The organism is Erwinia phyllosphaerae, assembly GCF_019132875.1.
Lineage (GTDB): Bacteria > Pseudomonadota > Gammaproteobacteria > Enterobacterales > Enterobacteriaceae > Erwinia > Erwinia phyllosphaerae.
The window spans coordinates 126,500-150,634 of record NZ_JAHSPF010000001.1 but is presented as its reverse complement, the minus strand read 5'-3'; the positions used below and the strand labels follow the sequence as shown (position 1 = coordinate 150,634).

Annotated in this window: 24 protein-coding genes; 18 read left to right on the top strand and 6 right to left on the bottom strand. The window is 53.9% G+C overall.

The window, feature by feature from the left end:
• Positions 1-6: 6 nt before the first annotated feature.
• The 3 genes from cheA to KUE00_RS00735 all read left to right on the top strand — a co-directional run bounded on the left by cheA (position 7) and on the right by KUE00_RS00735 (position 4,396).
• A complete protein-coding gene (gene cheA / locus KUE00_RS00745) occupies positions 7-2,007 on the top strand; it encodes a chemotaxis protein CheA (protein ID WP_246758055.1) in 2,001 nt (666 codons plus the stop codon).
• Between the two features lie 23 nt (positions 2,008-2,030).
• Positions 2,031-2,528, top strand: a complete 498-nt coding sequence (cheW, locus tag KUE00_RS00740; RefSeq protein ID WP_246757587.1) for a chemotaxis protein CheW — start codon at positions 2,031-2,033, stop codon at positions 2,526-2,528.
• A 209-nt stretch (positions 2,529-2,737) separates the two neighbouring features.
• Positions 2,738-4,396: a methyl-accepting chemotaxis protein gene (locus KUE00_RS00735; protein WP_246757586.1), complete on the top strand. Its 1,659-nt coding sequence runs from the start codon at positions 2,738-2,740 to the stop codon at positions 4,394-4,396.
• Positions 4,397-4,540: 144 nt separating this feature from the next.
• Here KUE00_RS00735 and pdxH read toward each other — a convergent pair whose 3' ends face one another.
• The gene (pdxH, locus tag KUE00_RS00730; protein ID WP_246757585.1) at positions 4,541-5,125 is read right to left on the bottom strand and encodes a pyridoxamine 5'-phosphate oxidase; all 585 of its coding nucleotides are present in this window, start codon (positions 5,123-5,125) and stop codon (positions 4,541-4,543) included.
• 258 nt (positions 5,126-5,383) lie between these two features.
• On the opposite strand from pdxH, the gene KUE00_RS00725 reads away from it, so the two are divergent.
• From KUE00_RS00725 to KUE00_RS00675, 11 genes are all read left to right on the top strand, one after another.
• On the top strand, positions 5,384-7,039 hold the full coding sequence (locus KUE00_RS00725; protein ID WP_246757584.1) for a methyl-accepting chemotaxis protein: 1,656 nt from the start codon (positions 5,384-5,386) through the stop codon (positions 7,037-7,039).
• Between the two features lie 349 nt (positions 7,040-7,388).
• Complete coding sequence (gene cheR, locus KUE00_RS00720) at positions 7,389-8,261, top strand: protein-glutamate O-methyltransferase CheR (protein ID WP_246757583.1); 873 nt, start codon at positions 7,389-7,391, stop codon at positions 8,259-8,261.
• Positions 8,261-9,310 (top strand): protein-glutamate methylesterase/protein-glutamine glutaminase, encoded by a 1,050-nt coding sequence (locus tag KUE00_RS00715; protein WP_246757582.1) that lies wholly within the window; start codon positions 8,261-8,263, stop codon positions 9,308-9,310. Before cheR ends, KUE00_RS00715 begins: the two co-directional genes overlap by 1 nt.
• A 41-nt stretch (positions 9,311-9,351) precedes the next feature.
• Positions 9,352-9,741, top strand: a complete 390-nt coding sequence (cheY, locus tag KUE00_RS00710; protein ID WP_034935773.1) for a chemotaxis response regulator CheY — start codon at positions 9,352-9,354, stop codon at positions 9,739-9,741.
• A 9-nt stretch (positions 9,742-9,750) separates the two neighbouring features.
• Positions 9,751-10,392, top strand: a complete 642-nt coding sequence (cheZ, locus tag KUE00_RS00705) for a protein phosphatase CheZ (RefSeq protein ID WP_246757581.1) — start codon at positions 9,751-9,753, stop codon at positions 10,390-10,392.
• Between the two features lie 157 nt (positions 10,393-10,549).
• Positions 10,550-11,695, top strand: a complete 1,146-nt coding sequence (gene flhB / locus KUE00_RS00700; RefSeq protein WP_246757580.1) for a flagellar biosynthesis protein FlhB — start codon at positions 10,550-10,552, stop codon at positions 11,693-11,695.
• Positions 11,695-13,776: a flagellar biosynthesis protein FlhA gene (gene flhA / locus KUE00_RS00695; protein WP_246757579.1), complete on the top strand. Its 2,082-nt coding sequence runs from the start codon at positions 11,695-11,697 to the stop codon at positions 13,774-13,776. The genes flhB and flhA overlap by 1 nt, the downstream gene beginning before the upstream one ends.
• Positions 13,776-14,168 (top strand): flagellar protein FlhE, encoded by a 393-nt coding sequence (gene flhE, locus KUE00_RS00690; RefSeq protein ID WP_246757578.1) that lies wholly within the window; start codon positions 13,776-13,778, stop codon positions 14,166-14,168. Before flhA ends, flhE begins: the two co-directional genes overlap by 1 nt.
• A gap of 323 nt (positions 14,169-14,491) precedes the next feature.
• A complete protein-coding gene (gene mchS3, locus KUE00_RS00685) occupies positions 14,492-14,881 on the top strand; it encodes an MchS3 family protein (RefSeq protein WP_246757577.1) in 390 nt (129 codons plus the stop codon).
• A 15-nt stretch (positions 14,882-14,896) separates the two neighbouring features.
• Positions 14,897-15,100 carry a hypothetical protein gene (locus tag KUE00_RS00680; RefSeq protein ID WP_246757576.1) on the top strand — a complete coding sequence of 68 codons (204 nt, stop codon included), beginning with the start codon at positions 14,897-14,899 and terminating at the stop codon, positions 15,098-15,100.
• 128 nt (positions 15,101-15,228) lie between these two features.
• A complete protein-coding gene (locus KUE00_RS00675) occupies positions 15,229-15,384 on the top strand; it encodes a hypothetical protein (RefSeq protein WP_343215864.1) in 156 nt (51 codons plus the stop codon).
• A gap of 168 nt (positions 15,385-15,552) precedes the next feature.
• Here the strand turns inward: KUE00_RS00675 and KUE00_RS00670 are convergent, their stop codons facing one another.
• The 3 genes from KUE00_RS00670 to argS all read right to left on the bottom strand — a co-directional run bounded on the left by KUE00_RS00670 (position 15,553) and on the right by argS (position 17,964).
• Positions 15,553-15,816 (bottom strand): hypothetical protein, encoded by a 264-nt coding sequence (locus KUE00_RS00670; protein ID WP_246757575.1) that lies wholly within the window; start codon positions 15,814-15,816, stop codon positions 15,553-15,555.
• 13 nt (positions 15,817-15,829) lie between these two features.
• Positions 15,830-16,039: a hypothetical protein gene (locus KUE00_RS00665; protein ID WP_246757574.1), complete on the bottom strand. Its 210-nt coding sequence runs from the start codon at positions 16,037-16,039 to the stop codon at positions 15,830-15,832.
• A gap of 194 nt (positions 16,040-16,233) precedes the next feature.
• Positions 16,234-17,964: an arginine--tRNA ligase gene (gene argS / locus KUE00_RS00660; RefSeq protein WP_246757573.1), complete on the bottom strand. Its 1,731-nt coding sequence runs from the start codon at positions 17,962-17,964 to the stop codon at positions 16,234-16,236.
• Between the two features lie 646 nt (positions 17,965-18,610).
• Here argS and KUE00_RS00655 point away from each other — a divergent pair.
• Complete coding sequence (locus KUE00_RS00655; protein WP_246757572.1) at positions 18,611-19,177, top strand: VOC family protein; 567 nt, start codon at positions 18,611-18,613, stop codon at positions 19,175-19,177.
• Here KUE00_RS00655 and KUE00_RS00650 read toward each other — a convergent pair.
• Positions 19,174-20,322: a MalY/PatB family protein gene (locus KUE00_RS00650; protein ID WP_246757571.1), complete on the bottom strand. Its 1,149-nt coding sequence runs from the start codon at positions 20,320-20,322 to the stop codon at positions 19,174-19,176. The genes KUE00_RS00655 and KUE00_RS00650 overlap by 4 nt on opposite strands.
• 99 nt (positions 20,323-20,421) lie before the next feature.
• Here KUE00_RS00650 and cutC point away from each other — a divergent pair, with 99 nt between their 5' ends.
• Positions 20,422-21,174 (top strand): copper homeostasis protein CutC, encoded by a 753-nt coding sequence (gene cutC / locus KUE00_RS00645; protein WP_246757570.1) that lies wholly within the window; start codon positions 20,422-20,424, stop codon positions 21,172-21,174.
• Positions 21,175-21,341: 167 nt separating this feature from the next.
• Positions 21,342-22,208, top strand: coding sequence for a hypothetical protein (locus KUE00_RS00640; RefSeq protein ID WP_246757569.1), 867 nt, complete (start codon positions 21,342-21,344; stop codon positions 22,206-22,208).
• 29 nt (positions 22,209-22,237) lie between these two features.
• Here the strand turns inward: KUE00_RS00640 and KUE00_RS00635 are convergent, their stop codons facing one another.
• The gene (locus tag KUE00_RS00635; RefSeq protein ID WP_246757568.1) at positions 22,238-23,335 is read right to left on the bottom strand and encodes a glycerol dehydrogenase; all 1,098 of its coding nucleotides are present in this window, start codon (positions 23,333-23,335) and stop codon (positions 22,238-22,240) included.
• 160 nt (positions 23,336-23,495) lie between these two features.
• Between KUE00_RS00635 and KUE00_RS00630 the strand changes: the two genes are divergently transcribed.
• Positions 23,496-24,119 (top strand): LysE family translocator, encoded by a 624-nt coding sequence (locus KUE00_RS00630; RefSeq protein WP_246757567.1) that lies wholly within the window; start codon positions 23,496-23,498, stop codon positions 24,117-24,119.
• Positions 24,120-24,135 lie beyond the last annotated feature (16 nt).

Genomic DNA, 24,135 nt, shown 5'->3' with positions numbered 1-24,135 from the left:
GTGAGCATGGATATCAGCGATTTTTATCAAACGTTTTTCGATGAGGCCGACGAACTGTTGGCCGACATGGAACAACACCTGTTGGGCTTAGATCCACAGGAACCGGATGCGGAACAGCTTAACGCTATCTTCCGTGCGGCCCACTCCATTAAAGGCGGAGCGGGGACTTTTGGGTTTACTGTTCTGCAGGAAACCACGCACATCCTGGAAAACATTCTTGACGGCGCGCGTCGCGGCGAAATGCAGCTGAGCACGCCTATCATCAACCTGTTTTTGGAAACCAAAGATATTATGCAGGAACAGCTGGATGCCTATAAAACCGCGACGGAGCCGGATGCGGCTACCTTCGCCTATATCTGTCAGGCACTGCGTCAGCTGGCCCTGGAAGCCAAAGGCGAAAGCGCGCCCGTAGCCGCTGCACCAGCCGCAGCCTCGACGCCAGCCGCCGCTGCGCCAGCTGCTGGCCTGCGCCTGGCGCTGGTTAACCTGAAGCCGTCAGAAATTCCGCTGATGCTGGAAGAGCTGGGCAATCTGGGGACGCTTTCTGACGTGACCAAAGGTGAAACGTCGGTAGAGGTGACGCTGGATTCTTCGGTCGGCCAGGATGATATCGTGGCGGTGCTCTGTTTTGTGATTGAAGAATCGCAAATCAAATTTCTGGATGCCGCTTCTGCACCGGTAGCCGTGGCGGAAGCGCCAGTGCTGACCGTAGTGGAAGAAGCCCCGGCTCCGGCGGCACAGCCTGCTGCGGCAGCGGTTGCCGAAGCTGCGCCTGCGGCAAAGCAAAGCGCCAAGAAACCGGCAGCAGCGAAGGCCAGCGAATCCACCAGTATCCGCGTGGCGGTAGAAAAGGTCGATCAGCTGATCAACCTGGTCGGCGAGCTGGTGATTACCCAGTCGATGCTGGCGCAGCGCTCCAACGAGCTGGATCCGGTTGCGCACGGCGACCTGCTGAACAGCATGGGCCAGCTGGAACGCAACGCCCGCGACCTGCAGGAATCGGTGATGTCCATCCGTATGATGCCGATGGAATACGTTTTCAGCCGCTTCCCGCGTCTGGTTCGCGACCTTGCCAGCAAGCTGGGCAAAGACGTTGAGCTGACGCTGCTGGGTAGCTCCACCGAACTGGATAAGAGCCTGATCGAACGCATTATCGATCCGTTAACCCATCTGGTGCGTAACAGCCTGGACCACGGTATCGAATCGCCTGAAAAACGCGTGGCTGCCGGCAAATCCGGTACGGGTAACCTGACGCTTTCTGCGGAACATCAGGGCGGCAACATCTGTATTGAAGTGGTCGACGACGGTGCCGGCCTGAACCGCGAACGTATCCTCGCGAAAGCGCTCTCTTCCGGCCTGCCGGTGCATGACGGCATGAGCGATGAAGAAGTCGGCATGCTGATCTTCGCGCCTGGCTTCTCAACGGCGGAACAGGTTACCGACGTTTCCGGTCGCGGCGTAGGCATGGACGTGGTGAAACGTAACATCCAGGAGATGGGTGGCCACGTGGAAATCGCTTCTAAGCAGGGCAAGGGCACCACTATTCGTATCCTGCTGCCGCTGACGCTGGCTATTCTGGACGGCATGTCCGTTCGCGTCGCGGACGAAGTCTTTATTCTGCCGCTGAATGCGGTAATGGAATCGCTGCAGCCTCTGGCTGGCGACCTGCATCCGCTGGCCGGTGGCGAGCGCGTGCTGGAAGTGCGTGGCGAGTACCTGCCGCTGGTTGAGCTGTGGAACGTCTTTGACGTGCATGGCGCGAAAACCGAAGCAACGCAGGGCATCGTGGTGATCCTGCAAAGCGCAGGCAAACGCTACGCGCTGCTGGTAGACCAACTGATTGGCCAGCACCAGGTGGTGGTCAAAAACCTTGAAAGTAACTATCGCAAAGTACCGGGCATTTCGGCGGCAACCATCCTCGGTGATGGTAGCGTAGCGCTGATCGTCGACGTGTCGGCTCTGCAGTCTCTCAACCGTGAAAAGCGTGTGGCGGGAGCCGCAGCCTGACTTTAACCGATAAGGGTAAAACTATGACTGGAATGGCAACTGTCACTAAACTCGCTGGCGAAACCGTTGGTCAGGAGTTCCTGGTGTTTACACTGGGTGACGAAGAATACGGTATTGATATTTTGAAAGTGCAGGAGATCCGTGGTTACGATCAGGTAACCCGTATCGCCAATACGCCAGCCTTTATTAAAGGCGTGACTAACCTGCGCGGTGTTATTGTACCCATCATCGACCTGCGCGTTAAATTCGCACAGCCGGATGTGGAATATAACGAAAACACCGTGGTTATTGTTTTAAATCTTGAGCTGCGCGTAGTGGGGATTGTTGTTGACGGCGTTTCCGACGTCCTGTCACTGACCACCGATCAGATCCGTCCTTCACCGGAATTTGCGGTAACGATGTCTACCGAATATTTAACCGGTCTGGGCGCGCTGGGCGAGCGCATGCTTATTCTGGTCGATATCGAGAAGCTGCTTAACAGCGACGAGATGGCGCTGATGGATACGCTGCGCAGCGCATAACGCTTAGCTTTAAATAAAGAATAAGAACACCCTGTGAGCAGGAAACTGCCGGGGTGTTTTTTATATCTTAAATCCGTTAACCAGGCTAAAAAATTAATTTACTTATTAAAGTATCACTTTAGTAAATCTGTTTGCTGCCTGCATAAAGTTCTAAAAATTAACGCCGATAAATTAAACGTTGATTCAATTTCTTCTACCAGGGGTATCCTATGTTTAAACGCATCAAGGTCGTTACCAGCCTGCTGTTAGTGCTGCTGGTATTCGGCACGCTTCAGCTGCTGGCGGGCGGATTATTTATTCACGCGCTGACCAATGATAAAACCAATTTTTCTATTGCACAAAACTCCAGCGAGAACGTAGCGGCTTTTACCGATGCATGGGTATCGCTCAACCAGACTCGTATTGCTATTAACCGCGGCATGCTGCGTATACAGAGCGACACGGCAAATAATATCAATAGCGCTTCGCTGACGGATATTAGCAATCAGGGCAAAAGCCTGCTGGCCAGCGCGGATAAATCCTATGCGCGCTACCAGTCAATCCCTAATACCAAAGGGATGGATGCGGCCGTTATTGCACAGCTGGAAAAGAATTACGACAGCTATTCTAAAACGCTGGGCCAGATGCTGACGCTGATGGAAAACAGACAGCTTACTGAAATGTTCAAACTGAACATTGAGCAGAAGCAAAACGATATGCAGGATGCTTACACTACCTGGCGTGCCGCACAGAACGTGCTGACCGCGCAGGGTGCGGTAGATAACGAAAGCGCCTACGCCAAAATGCTGTGGGTGATTGGTGCCGTGATGGTGCTGGTTATCGCACTGATTTCACTGTGCTGGATTGGTCTGCGTACCGTGCTGATTAAACCACTGCAGGAAAACATTGAACATATCAGCCATATCGCCAGCGGCGACCTGACGCACGAGATCCAGGTTGAAGGCCGTAACGAAATGGCGCAGCTGGCAACCAGCCTGCGCGACATGCAGCAGGCGCTGGTGCGTACGGTCAGCGATGTGCGTGATGGTTCTGACGCTATCTATACGGGCGCTACGGAAATTGCTGCGGGTAACACCAATCTTTCTTCCCGTACCGAAGAGCAGGCCGCTTCGCTGGAAGAAACGGCTGCCAGTATGGAACAGCTGACCGCTACGGTGAAGCAGAACGCCGAAAACGCCCGTCAGGCTTCACAGCTGGCGCTGAGCGCGTCGGAAACCGCGCAGAAAGGCGGCAAGGTAGTGGATGGCGTGGTGAAAACCATGAGCGACATCGCGGGCAGCTCGAAGAAAATCGCTGATATCACCAGCGTGATCGACGGCATCGCTTTCCAGACCAATATCCTGGCGCTGAACGCCGCGGTGGAAGCAGCGCGTGCGGGCGAGCAGGGCCGTGGCTTTGCCGTGGTTGCTGGCGAAGTGCGCAACCTGGCGCAGCGTAGTGCCCAGGCGGCTAAAGAAATTAAGAGCCTGATCGAAGATTCAGTAGCGCGTGTCGATACCGGATCGCAGCAGGTAGAAAGCGCCGGTGAAACGATGGCGGATATCGTCAATGCGGTAACACGCGTGACCGATATCATGGGCGAAATCTCCTCTGCTTCTGATGAACAGAGTCGCGGTATTGACCAGATTGGCATCGCGGTCACCGAGATGGACCGTGTGACGCAGCAGAACGCCACGTTGGTGGAAGAATCCGCTACCGCTGCGGCTACGCTGGAAGATCAGGCCAGCCGTCTGACTCAGGCCGTTGCCGTATTCCGCGTACGCAAAGACCAGGGTAGTCGCGCCGCCGCGCCAGTTGCCCGTACCGTTAAATCCGCGCCGCGTAAAGCTGCTGCGGCCACTGACGAAGGTAACTGGGAAACGTTTTAATAACGAACCAGTAAAAGATTAAAAGCGGGTTTTTTAAGACCTGCTGCACAAGCCCGGTACAGCGCCGACCCAGATAAAGGGCGGTTCTGACCGGGCTTTTTTTATGCTTCTGGCAACGAAACGCGCGGCAATCGGAGAAAAGCCTCAGGGCTGGAGCAGCTGCTTTTCCCAGCGCCGATCTTCTGTCCTCGTATAAAGCTCTCGCAGATGCAGGCGGTTGTCGCGGAAGGTCAGAAATTCAATCGTTCGGGGGATAACCTGCACGCCGCCCCAGCGTTCAGGCTTTTCGATCGGCTGGCCTGCGGTTTCTTCTTTGGCCTGCCGGAGCTTTTTTGCCAGCTCGTCTTCACTGCTTAATGGCTGGCTCTGCTGAAAACAAAGCGTGGTCAGCTGCGCGTCGCGCGAGCGCGTAGACCACAAGCTTTCCGACTGCTGCTCGCAGGCCCGCTGTGCCACACCTTCAACGCGCACCTGATAGCCTTTTGCTTCCCACCAGAAGGTAAGGGCGACGTTAGGGTTTTGCGCTATCTCTTTACCTTTACGCGAATCAAACCACGTACAGAAAGTAAAGCCCTGGTCATCGGCAGACTTCAGATCGACAAAGCGTGCGCTGGGTTCACCATCCGCAGAGACGGTGGAAACACATACTGCGCCGGGATGCTTCAGTGCCGCATCGCGTTTTACCTCGTCCCACCAGGTATGAAATTTAGCAAGCGGATCGTCTGACATGGTTGCTACTCCCTGAACAATAAGCGAATGAATTTTTGGCTGGCCCGGCGATGCATCAGTAAATTCCCGGGGGCTTTTACAAAGCATTATTCATCATTAAGACAGTGTAACGCACAGCAACGATTCGTCCCTTTTGGTGGCGCTGTAATGGCAGATTTCGCACCTGGCCGAATCACGCATAATCCGTGCTGTGCCTGCATAAAGTTCCCTTGGCCCTTGCCGATAACTAAACCAAATAGCCCCCCTACTGAGGTAGTTATGTTCAAGAGTATAAAAGTGGTGACCGGCCTGGTTAGCGTGCTGGTGTTGTTTGCTGTACTGCAGTTGGGAACTGGCGGTCTGTTTTTTAAAACCGTACAGAATGACAAGGAAAATTTTGAGTTCAACCAGCAAATGCGCGTCCTGCAGCAGGCAATGGGCACGGCATGGGTTTCGCTGGTCCAGGCGCGCAACACGCTGAACCGCGCCGGTATTCGCTATCTGCTGGACGTTAACAAAACAGGTCTGGGCGCGACTGCCAGCGATCTGATGGCGCAGGCGCAGGCAGATCTGGCTGCGGCTGATAAAGGAATGGCGACGTTTAACGCCACGCTGAGCGAAGACGGGAAAAAGGCAGAAGACGTCCAGGCATTGCAGGCGCAATACAAGCAGTTCCATGATGCGCTGGCAGACCTGGTAGTAATGATGCAGACCGGCCGTTTCAACGATTTTGTTGCCCAGCCGACGCAGAGCTATCAGGAGCAGTTTCAACAGGCTTATAACCACTGGCAGGACGTGGTTAACGGTCTGACCGCAAAAGGGGTTCAGGCTAACACTGATGCTTACCATCAGACCATCTGGCTGCTGCTGGGCGTGCTGCTGGTTTCCGCTGCGGTTATCGCCCTGGCCTGGAGCGGCATCCGTAAACTGCTGCTGCTGCCGCTGAACGCAAACATCGATCATATTCGCCATATCGCCAGCGGTGACCTTACGCAGACTATCGAGGTGGAAGGCCGTAGCGAAATGACGCAGCTGGCGCAAAGCCTGCGCGACATGCAGCAGTCGCTGGTGCGTACGGTCAGCGATGTGCGTGACGGTTCTGACGCTATCTTTACCGGCGCCACTGAAATCTCCGCAGGCAATAACGACCTCTCTGCTCGTACCGAAGAGCAGGCCGCCTCGCTGGAAGAAACGGCTGCCAGTATGGAACAGCTGACCGCTACGGTGAAGCAAAACGCCGAAAACGCCCGTCAGGCTTCACAGCTGGCGCTGAGCGCGTCGGAAACCGCGCAGAAAGGCGGCAAGGTAGTGGATGGCGTGGTGAAAACCATGAGCGACATCGCGGGCAGCTCGAAGAAAATTGCTGATATCACCAGCGTGATCGACGGCATCGCTTTCCAGACCAATATCCTGGCGCTGAACGCCGCGGTGGAAGCAGCGCGTGCGGGCGAGCAGGGCCGTGGCTTTGCCGTGGTTGCCGGTGAAGTACGCAACCTGGCGCAGCGTAGTGCCCAGGCGGCCAAAGAAATTAAGAGTCTGATTGAAGATTCCGTGGCGCGTGTCGATACCGGATCGCAGCAGGTAGAAAGCGCCGGTGAAACGATGGCGGATATCGTCAATGCGGTAACGCGCGTGACCGACATCATGGGCGAAATCGCCTCGGCTTCTGGTGAACAGAGCCGCGGTATTGACCAGATTGGCATCGCGGTCACCGAGATGGACCGCGTAACGCAGCAGAACTCCTCGCTGGTAGAGGAATCTGCCGCCGCCGCTGCGGCGCTGGAAGCGCAGGCCAGCCGACTCAACCAGGCCGTCGCCGTGTTCCGCATTCGTAAAGAGAGCATCGCTCAGGCCGTCAGCAAGCCGCTGCCGGTAAGCACGCCGAAGAAGGCGCAGGCTGCCGCAGTTTCTAACGATAACTGGGAAACGTTCTAAGTAATCACGCGCCGTCGTCTGACGATGACGGCGCGACATTAAAGCATCTTACGCGTGAGAGGGTGTTTTTATGTCGCGGGCAGTAAAAAACAGCGTATTAACGCAATTTTAGCTCAGGAAGTTCGAACTGCTGCCGATAATCAGAGAAGCAATCTGAATGAATCGCCGGGTTAGCGCCCTCAGACAGCGTAAAACACATAACAGAACGCCGCGCTGGTAGTGGAAGCGGCAGCAGCCCCAGGCACGCTCGGGCCGCCCGGATAAGAGGTTTTTACCTTAACGACCGCGCAGGCCACAGGGAAAAATAATGACTTAACCCCTTAATCTGTACCTTGCAGGGTGGATCTGGATGAAAAAATCGACGTTGTTAGCACCGCCGGAAAACGCAACGATGCTGTCACAAATGGTGCAGCGTCTGCCGTTATCCGATACGCACTTTAAGCGTATCAGTCAGTTGATTTATCAGCGGGCTGGCATCGTTCTGGCCGACCACAAGCGCGAGATGGTTTACAACCGTCTGGTACGCCGCTTGAGAACGTTAGGTATCGACGATTTTGGTCGCTATCTGGCGCTGCTGGAGAGCGACTCCGGCAGTGCAGAGTGGCAGGCTTTTATTAACTCGCTGACTACTAACCTGACGGCGTTTTTCCGTGAAGCGCACCACTTTCCGATTCTGGCCGACCACGCCAAACGTCGCGGTGGCAGCTTTAGCGTCTGGTGTGCAGCGGCGTCAACCGGTGAAGAGCCTTACTCTATCGCCATGACGCTGGCCGAGACGTTAGGCGCGGGTCCTGGCAAATTCCAGGTGCACGCGACCGATATCGATACCCAGGTACTGGAAAAAGCGATGTCGGGCGTCTACCGCCAGGAAGAGCTGCGTACGCTGTCTCCACAGCAGCTACAGCGCTTCTTCTTTCGCGGGACTGGCCCACACGCCGGCATGGTGCGCGTGCGTCCTGAGCTGGCTAACACCATCACCTTTTCCCAGCTCAACCTGCTGGGCAATGAATGGGCCGTGCCGGGACCGTTCGATGCGATCTTCTGCCGCAACGTGATGATCTATTTCGATAAAGAAACGCAGGAAAAGATCCTGCGGCGTTTTGTACCCATGCTAAAACCTGGCGGCATCCTGTTTGCCGGTCATTCTGAAAACTTCAGCCAGATCAGCAAAGAGTTTTACCTGCGAGGCCAGACGGTTTACGGGCTGACTAAGGAAAGATAATGGGCAAAATCAAAGTGTTATGTGTTGATGACTCATCGCTGATGCGTCAGCTGATGACGGAAATCATCAATGGTCATTCAGACATGGAGATGGTGGCGACAGCGCCCGATCCGCTGGTGGCACGTGATTTAATCAAAGAATTTAATCCTGACGTACTGACGCTGGATGTCGAAATGCCGCGCATGGACGGACTGGATTTTCTGGAAAAGCTGATGCGCCTGCGGCCGATGCCGGTGGTGATGGTTTCTTCGCTGACCGGCAAAGGCTCTGAAGTGACGCTGCGCGCGCTGGAGCTGGGTGCGGTGGACTTTGTGACCAAACCCTCGCTGGGTATCCGCGAAGGCATGCTGGCCTACAGCCAGATGATTGCCGACAAGGTGCGCGCCGCTTCCAGAGCGAAACTGCATGTACGCCGTGCGGCACCGACGCCGGTCATGCTGAAAGCCGGGCCGATGCTGAGTAGCGAAAAGCTTATCGCTATCGGCGCTTCAACGGGCGGAACGGAAGCGATCAGGCACGTGCTTGAACCACTGCCGGCCACCAGTCCGGCGCTGATGATTACGCAGCATATGCCGCCAGGTTTTACCCGCTCTTTCGCCGAGCGTCTGAACAAGCTGTGTCAGATCACGGTAAAAGAAGCGGAAGACGGCGAGCGCGTGCTGCCGGGCCATGCTTATATCGCGCCGGGCGCGATGCACATGGAGCTGGCGCGCAGCGGCGCAAACTATCAGGTGAAACTGCATGATGGCCCACCGGTCAATCGTCATAAACCTTCGGTAGACGTGTTATTTAAATCAGTTGCGCAACATGCCGGTCGTAACGCCGTAGGCGTCATTCTGACCGGAATGGGTAACGATGGGGCCGCCGGTCTGTTGACCATGAACAAAGCCGGTGCCTGGACCATTGCCCAGAACGAAGCGAGCTGTGTCGTATTTGGTATGCCCCGCGAGGCGATAGCGCTCGGGGGCGCCAGTGAAGTGGTGGATCTCCACCAGATCAGCCAGCACATGCTGGCAAAAATTAGCGCCGGACAGGCATTACGTATCTAACGCAGCGCCCGTCCCGCGGGGCTACACAAACAGGAGTAATTATGGCTGACAAAAATATGCGGTTTCTGGTCGTCGACGACTTCAACACGATGCGTCGTATCGTCCGTAACCTGCTGAAAGAGCTCGGCTTCAATAACGTTGAAGAAGCAGAAGACGGCGTTGACGCCCTGGCTAAACTGCGCGCTGGCGGCTTCGACTTCGTGATTTCAGACTGGAACATGCCAAACATGGACGGCTTGCAGCTGCTGCAAACCATCCGTGCAGACGGCACGCTCGGCAAACTGCCGGTGCTGATGGTCACGGCCGAAGCCAAAAAAGAGAACATTATTGCGGCTGCTCAGGCGGGTGCCAGTGGCTATGTCGTTAAACCTTTTACCGCAGCAACACTTGAAGAGAAGTTAGGCAAGATCTTCGAAAAGCTGGGTATGTAAGGAGCCGAGATGAGCGAACTTCCGAAACCAAATGCCGATGCGTCCGCGCACGACATTATCTCCCGAATCGGTTCGCTGACGCGGATGTTGCGCGACAGCCTGCGTGAGCTGGGACTGGATCAGGCCATTGCTGAAGCGGCGGAAGCCATTCCCGACGCCCGCGATCGCCTGGACTACGTAGTGCAAATGACCGCTCAGGCGGCCGAACGCGCGCTGAACTGCGTGGAGGCTGCACAGCCACACCAGACAGAGATGGAGAATGGAGCTAAAGCGCTGAAAGGCCGTTGGGATGAGTGGTTTGAGAATCCTATCGAACTGGCAGACGCCCGCTCGCTGGTTTCGGATACCCGTGGTTATCTGGAATCGGTGCCACAGCATACGGGCTTCACCAATGCTCAGCTGATGGAAATCATGATGGCGCAGGATTTCCAGGACCTGACCGGTCAGGTTATCAAGCGCATGATGAACGTTATCCAGGAGATTGAGCGCCAGCTGTTGATGGTGCTGCTGGAAAATATGCCGGAACAGCCTGTGCGTCCGAAGAAAGACGCCGACAGCCTGAAAAATGGTCCGCAGATCAATGGTGAAGCGCCCGGCGTGGTGGCGAACCAGGATCAGGTCGACGACCTGCTTGACAGCCTCGGGTTCTAGTTTTTTCACTCCCTCAGGGCCGATGCTTATCGGCCCTTTTTTGCTATCAGCGAAATAACCCCCTTTTTACGCGTTTACTCGCGGCATCATCCCTGCGCGTTTTTGGCATGCTAGCCACATCAATCCCGTACCCCAGAAATTCCTTGAGGATTAGCCTGTGTCTGGTGATAGCGAAGAGGAAAAGACCGAATCCGCAACCCCCCACCGACTTGAAAAAGCACGAGAAGAAGGGCAGGTTCCGCGCTCGCGCGAGCTGACCTCGGTGTTAATGCTGGTGGCGGGCTTAGGTATTTTGTGGATGGGCGGCGAAAGCATGGCCCGCAAAATCGGTCAGCTGTTGGCGCAGGGGCTGGTGTTTGACCACTCGGTGGTCAGCGATACCAGCCAGATGCTGCACCTGATTGGCCGACTGTTTGTCCAGGCGGTTTATACGCTGATTCCGATGATGGCCGGTCTGGTTCTGGTAGCGATAGCCGCGCCGATGCTGTTGGGCGGCGTACTGATCAGCGGGAAAGCCATCAAGTTCGACATGGGCAAGATGAACCCGATTAAAGGATTAGGCAAGCTGGTTTCCGCGCAGACGGCGACGGAGCTGGGCAAGTCGATTTTAAAAGCGGTGCTGGTGGGCTGTGTGACCTGGCTGTATGTCAGGCACAACTGGCCGGAGATGATGCGCTTAATGAGCGAATCACCTTATACCGCGCTGGCCAGCTCGCTGAATATGATTGCTATGTGTTGCGTGCTGATAGTGCTGGGGCTGTCGCCGATGGTGGGCTTTGACGTGTTCTGGCAGCTCTACAGTTACTACAAAGGGCTGCGAATGACTCGTCAGGAAATCCGCGACGAATATAAGCAGCAGGAAGGTGACCCGCACATCAAAGGCAAAATTCGCCAGCAGATGCGCGCGGCAGCACGTCGACGCATGATGGCCGATGTGCCGAAAGCGGACGTTATCGTTACCAACCCGACGCACTACTCGGTCGCGTTGCAGTACGACGAGAAGAAAATGAGCGCGCCGAAAGTTATCGCAAAAGGCGCGGGTGAAGTGGCATTACGCATTCGTGAACTGGGTAAAGAGCACCGTATTCCGGTGCTGGAAGCACCACCGCTGGCACGTGCGCTCTATCGGCATAGTGAAATTGGTCAGCATATTCCCGGTACGTTATATGCGGCTGTTGCAGAAGTGTTGGCCTGGGTCTGGCAGCTCCGTCGCTGGAAGCTTGAGGGTGGCCTGGCTCCGAAAAAACCTGCTAATTTACCTGTGCCGGAAGCACTGGACTTTGGCTCTGGAGAGAAAGACTGATGGCGAATCTGGCCACACTGTTACGCTTACCGAACATGAAAGATACCCAATGGCAGATCATGGCCGGGCCGGTGTTAATCATGATGATCCTGTCGATGATGGTACTGCCATTGCCGCCTTTCATCCTCGATCTGCTGTTCACCTTTAATATCGCGCTGTCGATTATGGTGCTGCTGGTAGCGATGTTTACCCAGAAAACGCTGGAGTTCGCCGCGTTTCCTACCATCCTGCTGTTCTCTACCTTATTGCGCCTGGCGCTGAACGTTGCTTCAACCCGTATCATCCTGCTGGAAGGCCATACGGGCGCTGGCGCGGCGGGACGCGTAGTTGAAGCCTTTGGCCACTTCCTGGTGGGCGGCAACTTCGCCATCGGTATCGTGGTCTTTATTATCCTGGTCATCATTAACTTTATGGTTATCACTAAAGGTGCGGGGCGTATCGCGGAAGTTGGCGCGCGTTTCGTACTGGACGGGATGCCCGGTAAGCAGATGGCCATCGACGCCGACCTCAACGCCGGCCTGATTGGCGAAGACGAAGCGAAAAAGCGCCGTTCTGAAGTTACTCAGGAAGCGGACTTCTATGGTTCGATGGACGGTGCGAGTAAGTTCGTTCGTGGTGACGCCATCGCCGGTATCATGATCATGGTGATTAACGTCATCGGCGGTCTGCTGGTGGGCGTGGTACAGCACGGTCTGGACGTGGGTCATGCGGCGGAAAGCTATACGCTGCTGACTATCGGTGACGGTCTGGTTGCACAGATCCCGGCCCTGGTCATTTCGACCGCAGCGGGTGTTATCGTTACTCGCGTGGCGACCGATCAGGACGTCGGCGAGCAGATGGTTACCCAGCTGTTCAAAAATCCGCGCGTGATGATGCTGAGTGCTGGCGTACTGGGTCTGCTGGGCCTGGTGCCGGGCATGCCTAACCTGGTGTTCCTGATGTTTACCGCTGCGCTGCTGGGTCTGGCCTGGTATCTGCGTGGTAAAGAAAACCAGCCGAAGGCCGAGACGCAGAGCAGCCTGGTGAAGAACATCGAAACGCCAACCAATATCGAAGCTTCCTGGACCGACGTGCAGCTGGAAGATACGCTGGGAATGGAAGTGGGCTACCGTCTGATCCCGATGGTGGATAATACGCAGAATGGCGAGCTGCTTGGCCGCATTCGCAGTATTCGTAAGAAGTTTGCGCAGGAGATGGGCTTTCTGCCGCCGGTGGTGCATATCCGTGACAACATGGAGCTGCCGCCAGCGCGCTACCGTATTCTGATGAAGGGCGTGGAAATTGGCAGCGGCGACGCCTATCCGGGCCGCTGGATGGCGATCAACCCGGGTACCGCAGCGGGGACGTTGCCGGGTGAAGCGACCGTCGATCCGGCTTTCGGCCTGGCTGCAATCTGGATTGACAGCGCGCTGAAAGAACAGGCGCAGATTCAGGGTTATACCGTAGTAGAAGCAAGTACTGTCGTTGCCACGCACCTGAACCATCTGATTGGCCAGTACGCCAGCGAGCTGTTTGGCCGTCAGGAAGCGCAGCAGCTGCTGGACCGCGTAACGCAGGATATGCCTAAGCTGACGGAAGATTTGATCCCGGGCGTGATCACGCTGACCACGCTGCATAAAGTGTTGCAGAACCTGCTGGCGGAACGTGTTTCCATTCGTGATATGCGTACCATTATTGAAACGCTGGCAGAGCACGCCACCGTGCAGACAGATCCGCATGAGCTGACTTCCGTGGTGCGCGTTGCGTTGGGCAGGGCAATTACACAGCAGTGGTATCCGGGCAATGGTGAAGTGCAGGTTATCGGGCTGGACACTACGCTGGAACGTCTGTTACTGCAGGCATTGCAGGGCGGCGGCGGTCTGGAACCGGGCCTGGCGGATCGTTTGCTGGCGCAGGCGCAGGGTGCATTATCCCATCAGGAGTCGCTTGGCGCGCCGCCTGTGCTGTTGGTTAACCATCCGTTGCGCGCGCTGTTGGCTCGCTTCCTGCGTCGTAACCTGCCGCAGCTGATGGTGATTTCTAACCTGGAGCTGACCGATAACCGGCAGATCCGGATGACTTCCACCATTGGCGGACACTAATGAAAAAGCTGCTGCTGCTGTTAATCTGTTTGCCGCAGCTGGCGCTGGCCGGAGGGGGCGCCTGGCACGCCTCCGCACCGGGGCCGGGACTGATTAATCGAGGCATGCAGGCACCGTCGCCTGCGCTTAAGGCGGCAACGCCGGTTAACGGCGCGATTACGGAGATTAACTGGCGCTATACGCTGAATGGCCCGACGCCTTCCGGTTTTGCGGCCTGGCTTTGCGCAGAAACCCGCTGCGTGCGGCTTGAGGGTGGCAGTGGCTCCACGCGCGGGCTGACAAATATTCAGGCAGGTGGCTCGCTGCATTTTGTTTATGGCGTGCAGGGAAAAGGGCGCTTGCCGCAGGCGCTGCGCGTGCTGGGTAATGAGGTGATGGTGAATTACCGTTAAGGTTGCTGTCTGTACCACAGCACAAACGAAGGGGCGAAGCGATTCGCCCCTTTTTTGTTGGGCGGACAAAATTTTTGAATTTGACTACTGATTGACTACTGATTGGGTAGCGGCGTCGCTGCATGATTGGCGTATAGCGCTGGTGATTGACCTGCTGTGAATGTCGCTTTAAGCCAGGAATAAAAAATCTTTTTCTAACTGATGTAGATAGCAATTAGTTTCCAGGTGATAAAGGCCGCGTTCGAATAAAGGAAGTATTGTGGGCGCTATCACATACATAATGTTAGTGCCAATTTATAGTTTATTTAAGCAAGGAGGCCTTAATGAAATGGAAAAAGATCGTTATTTTTTTATTGATCCCTTTTTTTGCCCAGGCAGAGCAGGACATAGAAAGACGCTTATCCTCTGTAACGCTATTCTCTTTCGGCTTTAATGGTTTTGTGGCAAAAAAAATGCCACAGCAAATAATCTATGAAGATGTTTTGCATGACAAAAGTTCCGTATTGATTTTCGAAAACATTATGAAAGGCGGCCATGCTACTCCTGAAGCCAGGGCTTATGCCGCATGCGGGCTTTGGGAAAAGAAAGAAATTAATAAAATTTATTTGGATGACAGCCTGAAAGAATTACAGGTGACCATTTTAAAAGCGGATCTCCTTACAAAGGAGAAATTAGGAAAGCTTATTCTTAGAATAAAGTTATATGGGTGTTAGTAATGGAGATAATATATGGAAATTTTAAATTCAGAAGAGCTTAAAGAAGTTTCAGGAGCAATGAATTTACAAGGCTTGCCCCAATCTAATAATGTTATCAACCTTCAAGGGACAAACATGGTTTCATGGATTGACGCGGCGAATACTTGCTGGATGCCAGGTACATCATCAATAATCATGTACCCTGGAGGATTCTATATTCCGAATTTCAGATTTTAAAAAACAAAGAGATGCCGCTTATGGTGGCATCTTTGCCTCAGGGCCGAGCTTTAAAGCTATTCATTCTGTCATCTATGGCAGAACACCATCACATTGAGATCGAGGCTGTAAAGTTACAATCTTGCAGCATGAGTCCACCACTCCCCGAAATCCTGAGCCTGCTGCGCAACCTGATCCGCATTGGCACCGTGTCCGCCATCAATCTCGACGACGAGCTGTACCACGTCGATACCAGCAATAACACAATCAACCTGGCCGGACCGCGCCGGTCAACACCCGCATAATGCACCGTAGCCTTGACTCATCAGCATGGTAACGTACAGCCTGAGCGGCGGCGGCTACACAACAGCGCTGATGTTTGAAGTGTTGCCGTCAGATATTCATTATGAGACAGAAAAATTTAGTTAAAGGATATAGCGGAGTAAGTAAAAGCCCCTGCTAAACAGCCCTGACTATTTTGCCGTTCTCATTCTAATAGCCCCCGCGGCTTCCAACACGGGTGAGGATTGACGTTTAACATGCTTAGCTGATTTAGTAAGTGCAGCCACGATTTCCTCACGTGAGGCCGTAATCGCTTTACCACGTGGAGTAATGTTCTTTAACTCGGTCGAAGTGATGGTTCGCTCAGAAGCTGAGCCATCAGCACCTACCTTACGTAGCTTTAACTCATAAGAAGCAGGACGGGGGGATGTCAGTTTAGTAGCTTTGTTAGCCATAGTGCCTCCTTCTTTAATCATCGGTTAGATTATCGCTTAATTTTTGCTCGCCTTCAACCTGGGTAATATCAGTCTGTAGCCATTGGAAAAGCCCTTCAGCATCACGGTAAAGGATTTCCTTGCCACAAATGTCGATAAAACCGTATACATTAATATAATAATCAGCAACATCCACATTTATGGGGGAAATCAAACGTAACCCTTCACACTTAGTTTCAGCCATAAAAAGAATAGCTGCATATAAAGCAAATCGAAGCATATTCCCATCAAGGATAGAGGAGAGGGAGTCGGGATTAAAATTTCAACGTTATCCCTTCGTTAACCAATAAAAAAGGCACGAGCGATTGCCCGTGCCTGCCCGAATAAACTTATCGGTGTCGGATGAGATGAAAGCTCACCCCATCCTTAATGCAGAAATTACATTCTTTCTACGGTATCAATACCCAGCGTATCCAGACCCTGCTTCAGCGTTTTCGCGGTCAGCAGCGCCAGCTTCAGGCGGCTCTGCTTTGTCGTTTCGTCTTCGGCGGCAAGGATAGGGCAATGTTCATAAAAACCAGAGAACAGCCCGGCCAGATCGTACAGGTAGGCACACATAACGTGCGGCGTGCCGTCGCGTGCAACCTGAGTGATGGTTTCTTCAAACTGTAGCAGGCGCACGGCCAGTGCGGCTTCGCGATCTTCGGTAATAACGGTTTTACCGTTGATGGCGGATTCTTCAATGCCTGCCTTACGGAATACGGAAAGCACGCGGGTGTAGGCATACTGCATATAAGGCGCGGTGTTGCCTTCAAAAGCCAGCATGTTGTCCCAGTCGAACACGTAATCCGTGGTGCGGCTTTTTGACAGATCGGCATATTTAACCGCGCCGATCCCCACGCTGTTGGCCAGTTTATTCAGCTCGTCGGCTGGCATATCCGGATTTTTTTCGCTGACCAGCTTTGTGGCGCGCTCTACCGCTTCATCCAGCAGATCTGAAAGCTTGATGGTGCCGCCCGCGCGGGTTTTAAACGGTTTGCCGTCTTTACCCAGCATCATGCCGAAAGCGTGATGTTCTAAAGGTACGTATTCCGGTACGTAGCCCGCTTTGCGCACGATGGACCACGCCTGCTGTAAATGCTGGTGCTGACGAGAATCGATATAGTACAGCACGCGGTCGGCATGCAGCGTTTCATAACGATATTTGGCGCAGGCGATATCGGTCGTGGTGTAGAGGTAGCCGCCATCCTTTTTCTGGATGATAACGCCCATCGGCTCGCCGTCTTTGTTCTTGTATTCGTCCAGGAAGACAACGGTGGCGCCTTCGCTTTCTACCGCCAGGCCTTTGGCTTTCAGATCGGCGACGATGCCTGGCAGCATGTCGTTATACAGGCTTTCGCCCATCACGTCTTTACGGCTCAGCGTCACGTTCATGCGGTCATAAACGATCTGGTTTTGCGACATAGTAATGTCGACCAGCTTTTTCCACATTTTACGGCAATATTCATCGCCGCCCTGTAGCTTGACGACATAGCCGCGTGCGCGCTCGGCAAAAGCAGGATCTTCATCGTAGGTACGTTTGGCTTCACGGTAGAAAGCTTCCAGATCGGAAAGTGCGATCTCACCGTGCGCTTCGTTCTGCTGCTTTTCCAGAAAAGCGATCAGCATGCCGAACTGCGTGCCCCAGTCACCTACGTGGTTGGCGCGAATGACGTTATGGCCTAAAAACGACAGGGTACGCACCGCCGCATCGCCAATAATGGTCGAGCGAACGTGACCGACGTGCATCTCTTTCGCCACGTTTGGCGCGGAATAATCGACGACGATAGTTTGTGGTTCAACTGTCGTAACGCCAAGGCGAGGCGCGTTAACGACGCTGTCAACCTGAGCAGCAAGCCAGTCGGCATCCAGAAACAAATTAATGAAGCCAGGTCCGGCGATTTCAACCTTGCTGACGATACCCTGCAGGTCAAGGTGTTTAAGCACTTCTTCAGCCAGCTGTCGCGGCACTTTACCCAGTTGTTTTGCGACGGCCATGATGCCGTTCGCCTGGTAATCGCCAAACTGTGCTTTGGCTGACTGCCGTACCTGCGGTTCACAACTGGCCGGAGCGCCTGCTGCAATCATCGCCTGACTGACTTTATCTGAAAGAAGAGCCTGAATATTCACCGGATTACCTTATATGCAAAAACGCCTGCGTCATGGTGCGCAGGCTGTCATTTTGTACGAGGCCCTGTAGCAAAATTGCTGTACAGTGGCACCGCTAAAAAAGAAGGGGAAAAGTATACTGTATTTCGGATGTAGTTATCCAGGTACCTGAAGGCTCAGGAGGCGGGCTTTGCAGGAAAAAGTGGGGACAGTTTCCTGCATAGTCCGTCAGGTGCGGCGGCGGTGTGGGCGGTATGGACTGGCAACGGTCATTTTTTCGTTACGAACCTTCCAGTGACGTACCAAAGCAAACCCCATCATAACGACAAGCACTGCGACGAGTATTAACATCAGCATTTGCTATTCCTCAGTAGTAGAAGCGGAACGAATCTATAAGTATTCATAATACCCTACAAGTCAGGGGTGAGGATTTAAGAATAGTCGCATTGTATAAATTTAACTGAACGAATTTTTTGTCTTAAGACAAATTATATAGTGAAAAATGAGATCAAGAACCACCTTTTACTGGATAAAATGTTAGTTTTTTGCGTATTTTGCTGGTTTATCAGCGCTGAAAGTTAAGTTTATACAGTTTTATTGGTACGAAATTGTCAGTAATGCGCAGGATAAATATTACATTTAGTTAAGTTTTGGAAGGGGTAGTAGAATGTTTTCTGGTAATGTTGCTGAAGAACTAAGCGATTTGGTTAACAGTTCTTCTGAGTTTTTACGCTATCTTAACGATTTGGCGGCGCGTCTGGGCCTCGATCTGGTTGATTTAAAAGCCGATCATATTGCCGTGCGCTGCAATCAGCCCGCGACGGCAGAACGCTGGAAAAAAGGTTTTTTACAGCATGGCGTGCTGTTTTCAGAAAAAGAGATCAACGGGCGGCCCGTCGCTTTATTTGAACTGCATGAACCTTTAACCGTTGGGCCGTGGCAGATAAGCGTAGTAGAGCTTCCCTGGCCAGGCGAGCGTGTTTACCGCCATGAGGGCTGGGAACATGTTGAAATCGTTCTGCCGGGTGATGAAGAGCAGCTGAGCGCTCGCGCGATTGCGCTGATGTCCGATGAAGGTCTGTCAAGGCCGGGTATTTCAGTCAAAAACAGTGCGCCAAAGGGGGCAGGCGAAAGGTTGCTTAATCCTACGCTGGCCGTCAGCGACGGCAACGTAACCATCAAGTTCCATCCCTGGAGCCTGAAGGACGTCGTGGAGAGCGAACGGGCGTCTTAACGTGTTAGCGTCTGTACCGCTTTTTCCATCCGCCGTAGCGCCTCGTGGATAAGGTCATGCGTACAGCCAAAGTTAAAGCGCACAAATTTATCATCGCCGAAATCTTTTCCCGCTGAGAATCCCAGCCCGTGCCGCTCGAAAAACAGCGCCGGGCTGGCAACGTTAAGCTGGCTGGCGTCGATCCAGGCCAGGTAGGTTGCTTCAGGCGCGGCAAGAGAAAGGCCTTCAATCGCGTTGATTCGCCGATCCAGCATTGCGCGGGAAGCCTTCAGATAAGCCAGTAGCTCATCCAGCCACGGCTGACCATCGCGCCATGCAGCGGTCGCGGCAACCAGCGACAGTACATCCGGCTGCGGCACAATACCCTGACGAACCGCGTTGAAACGCATGCGCAGCTCTTTGTCGGGAATAATGGCTACCGAAGCGCCAAGGCCGGCGATATTGAAGGTTTTTGAGGGTGAAACCAGCGTTACCGAACGCCGTTCTGCTTCTTTTCCCAGGCTGGCAAAAGGAATATGTTTCGCCCCTTCGGCAAGCAGTAAATCGCAGTGGATTTCATCAGAACAAACGATCAGGTCGTGACGTACCGCAAAACGGAGCTGGGCTTCCAGCTCTTCACGCCGATAAACCGTACCGCCGGGATTTTGCGGATTACAAAGCATCATGAGTTTTTCATGGCCGGTCATGGCCGTTTCCAGCTCGTCAAAATCTGCAATCCAGCGGTTTCCGCTCAGCCGTAGCGGGACATTGAGCTGCGTCCTTCCGGCAAGTTTGGCCGCTTTACGAAACGGCGGATAGATGGGCGTCGGCGCAAGCGTTCCCTGATGCGCTTCGGTAAAAGCGCGCACGGAAATGTTCAGGCCGCTCACTACGCCGGGCAACATCACCAGCCATTCAGGTTCGATTTTCCACTGATAGCGCGTCTGCATACGCGCTATTACCACCTCAGTCAGTTCATCCGGTGCCGAGCCATAACCAAAGATGCCGTGACTGACACGCTGCTGTAAGGCTTCGACCACGCATTCTGGTGAACGGAAATCCATATCCGCTACCCAAAGCGGCAAAATATCTTTGTCGCCATATTTTTGCCATTTCAGGCTGTCGCTGTGACGGCGATCGATTCGCTGGTCAAAATTGCATGCCATGTTAGTGATTCCCGTTACTATTATTTTAAGGTCTGTAGTCAGACTAAACAGCGAAAATCATTTACACAACCAGCCAGCAGTCATTAACAGGAGGATGGAATGTTAAAACTGGAAGTATGCTGCTACGGAGTCGATTGTGCGTTAGCCGCGCAAAATGCGGGCGCCGATCGCGTCGAGTTGTGCTCGGCACCTTCAGAAGGCGGCCTGACGCCGTCAGCGGGCAGCCTGATACAGGCTCGGGAAGCCGTGACCATTCCCGTTCATCCTATAGTCCGCCCGCGAGGTGGTGATTTTTGCTTTACGGACAACGAGTTTAATCAGATTAAGTCTGACATCGCCTTTATTCGTGAACTGGGCTATCCGGGACTGGTTATCGGGATGCTGGATGCCAACGGCCATATTCCCCTTGAGCAGATGAAACAGGTGATGGCGCTTGCTGAAGGCATGGCGGTAACGTTTCATCGCGCGTTCGATCTTTGCCACAGTCCGTTAACCGCCTTACAGCAGTTAACCGATCTGGGCGTGGCGCGTATTTTAACCTCCGGCCAGCAGCAGAGTGCCGAAAGTGGTTTACCTTTATTAAAGGAACTAAATCAGCTGACGCGTGGTCCAATCATTATGGCTGGCGCAGGCGTTCGCCTCAGTAACCTGCAAAAGTTTGTAGATGCAGGATTAAGCGAGCTGCACAGCTCCGCCAGTCAGAGGATTGCTTCCTCAATGCGCTATCGCAAAGCAGGCGTTTCTATGACATCGGTAGCGGAAACGGACGAGTTTAGCCGTCTCTGTGTGGACAGCGATATGGTCGAAGCGATGAAGGCTTCCCTGACGCTAAGCCCACCGATTGTTGCCTGACCCTCGATTTTGCCGCGCAGCACGCCAGTTCAGCGACGTGATGTTTGCAAGTACCAGGCCCCATCCATTTTGGTGGGGCTTTTTTTCTGCCTGTCGATCGTCATTTTTCTCATCCGCCCAGAATCCACTTACACTTAGATTTTCCCGTTGAGCTAGCGAGACTGCTGATGAACCCGATGTTGATTACCGCGTGTGCCGCGCTGCTGGCTTTGCTGAATGCTGCGCCAGCCGCCGCCGTTGAAAAATGTCCGGCCAGCGCCGCGCAAATTAATGACAGCAACAGCCTGCTGCTGCTGGGCGGCACGTCCAGAGGGCCGGTAAAGCAGGTGGTGATGGGCGAGTTTGGTAAGGATGTTGACCGGCAAAGACGTCTGCTGGGGGAGTTTGACCGCTGTGGTTCACTGCTACGTGCGGATATCAATTTTGATAAGAATGAGGGCGACCTGGTGCTGAAGATGGTACAGAGCATCACTCGCGTTGCCACCGGCTGGAAAGCTGTTTATGCCGTAGCCATATTTATCAAAAAGCCGGGCGAGTTGGTGGAGGTTAATAACAAGCAGGGCACCATCGATTTTCTGGTTGGCAAAGCGGGCACCATCACCAGCTCTTCAGAAGCTTTTTTACTTCAGGGCAAAAAAGGTTTTACTGAAACCACTAACAGCTATGATAGCCGACTGCGCCTGATAAAAAGCGTGGCGCGAGGATCGGACGCGCAGGCGAATGGCGAATCTGTCTATCAGTGGAACGATAAAAATCAGCTTATTGCCAGCCACTCTGACAACAATGAAATGAAATGGTCTTATGACGGGATGAATCGTGAGAAAGGGTTGTTTTCCATTACGCATAATCCTGACAGCAGGCTGACCACGCAGGATGAGTGCCAACTGTGGGACGATCACGATAACTGTACCCTCAGCTATTCGCATGAAAGGGAAGTTTTTGCGCAGGGAGAAATTTCGCGGAACATCAGCGCCGCCTACCGCTTTGAGTACTGGCAGCCGGAGCAGGATAAACAGGGGCCAGATGCCCAATAAGAAAGGCGGCCCGAAGCCGCCTGGAAGCGTTATTTTACCGTCTGGCTGAACGCATCGACCGCCAGGATCGCGCTGGCAATATCCGCAGCGCTAAGGTTAGGGTTAAGGTTTTTCAGCGTATCGCCTTCGCTGTTCGCCAACTCGCCTACCTTCAGCAGGTTTTCCCAGCTCTCGTTTTCCAGATGCATCTCACGCAGCGTGACAGGCATTTTGATTGAGCGATAGAAGCGAACGTAACGCGCAATTTCCTCATCGGGACGCTGTTCCAGCACCATTTGTGTTAGCGTGCCGTACGCCACTTTTTCACCATGTGTCAGGTGATGAATGTCGCCATCAATAGCGGTAAAACCGTTATGGATAGCGTGCGCACCGGCTAATCCGGCATTTTCAAAGCCCAGTCCGGAAAGCAGCGTGTTGGCTTCCACTACCGCCTCGACGGCTGGCGTAACCACTTTTTTCTCTACGGCCTGATAAGCGCTGTAACCCCAGGTCAGCAGCGTTTTTTCGCAGGCTTCGGCAATTGCCATCCCGGCAATGGTGGGATCGCCATCCACCATCGATTTGCTGTGCGAGCGTTTGACCGCCTGCGCTTCGACATAGGTCGCCAGGCCGTCGGCAATGCCGGAAGCGAACAGCCTGACCGGCGCACGAGCGCAAACCTGCGTATCGACCAGCACCAGATCCGGATTTTTGCTGTAGAAGCGATAGCTTTCAAACACGCCGCTGTCGGAATAGATGACGGAAAGGGCGCTACAGGGCGCATCGGTCGAAGCGATAGTAGGGACAATAACGACGGGCTGTTTTAACTCGTCGGCAACCGCTTTGACCGTATCCAGCGTTTTGCCGCCGCCAACGCCGATGACCAGACGCGCGCCGTCTTTCCTGGCCAGTGCCGCCAGGCGAGAAATCTCGTTGCTGGACGCTTCACCGTTGAACTGCTGATAGTGAAACTCAACGGCATGCTGCCGCAGCGAGTCCTGTACTTCTTTTCCCGTTAGTTTCCACACTACTTCATCCGCGACCACGAAAGCATTGTTGCCCAGTTCTGCAACATACTCACCCAGCTGCGCCATCACGCCAGCACCCTGGACATATTTACGTGGTGAAGAGAAAACAAATTTGCTCATCAGGCACTCCTTTTTGTGAAATAAAGGGTTGTACTGCTTCCACCGTAGACCTTTTGTAGCGAGAGCGTTGGTGGAAAAGCGGCATAGCAGTGAAAATGCGATTTTCGCCAGCGCAACATTTCTGTTAAAAAAGGGTTAAATTATTCCACGGGAGTTCGTTATGACCGCTTCGCTACTCGCTTTTCTTCTCACTATTACCTTGTTGACGATGACGCCGGGCTTCGATACGGCGTTAATTTTGCGTACATCGGCGGCCAGCGGCTGGAAAAAAGCGCTGGCGACCAGCATGGGCGTAAACCTTGGCTGTATGGCATGGGGTGTTGCCGTGGGCGTGGGGCTGGGCGCGCTGCTGCTGGCTTCTGAAATTGCCTATAACGCATTGCGGCTGGTTGGTGCGGCTTATCTTTTATGGCTGGGCGTGGGGCTGCTGTTGAAGCCTCGTGGCGCTTTGACGACCGATCTGCCAGAAGCGAAAAAGCAAAGCAGCTACCGCAGCGTGTTTATGCGGGGATTTTTGGGAAATCTGCTGAATCCAAAAGTAGGGATTTTCTACGTCTCATTTCTGCCGCAGTTTATTCCGGCTGGCGGCTCGGTGGCGCTCTGGAGCATCGGGATGGCCTTTGCGCATGTGGTTATCGGCACGATATGGAACGGGATGCTGATTGCGTCGACGCAATATTTTGCGGAGAAGCTGCGTAAGCCAGCGGTAATGAAAGTGATGGATCGCCTGACCGGCTGCGTCTTTATTGGCTTTGCCGCTAAGCTGGCGCTGGCGAAGCGCTGAGGGGTTGCTGTGGCAA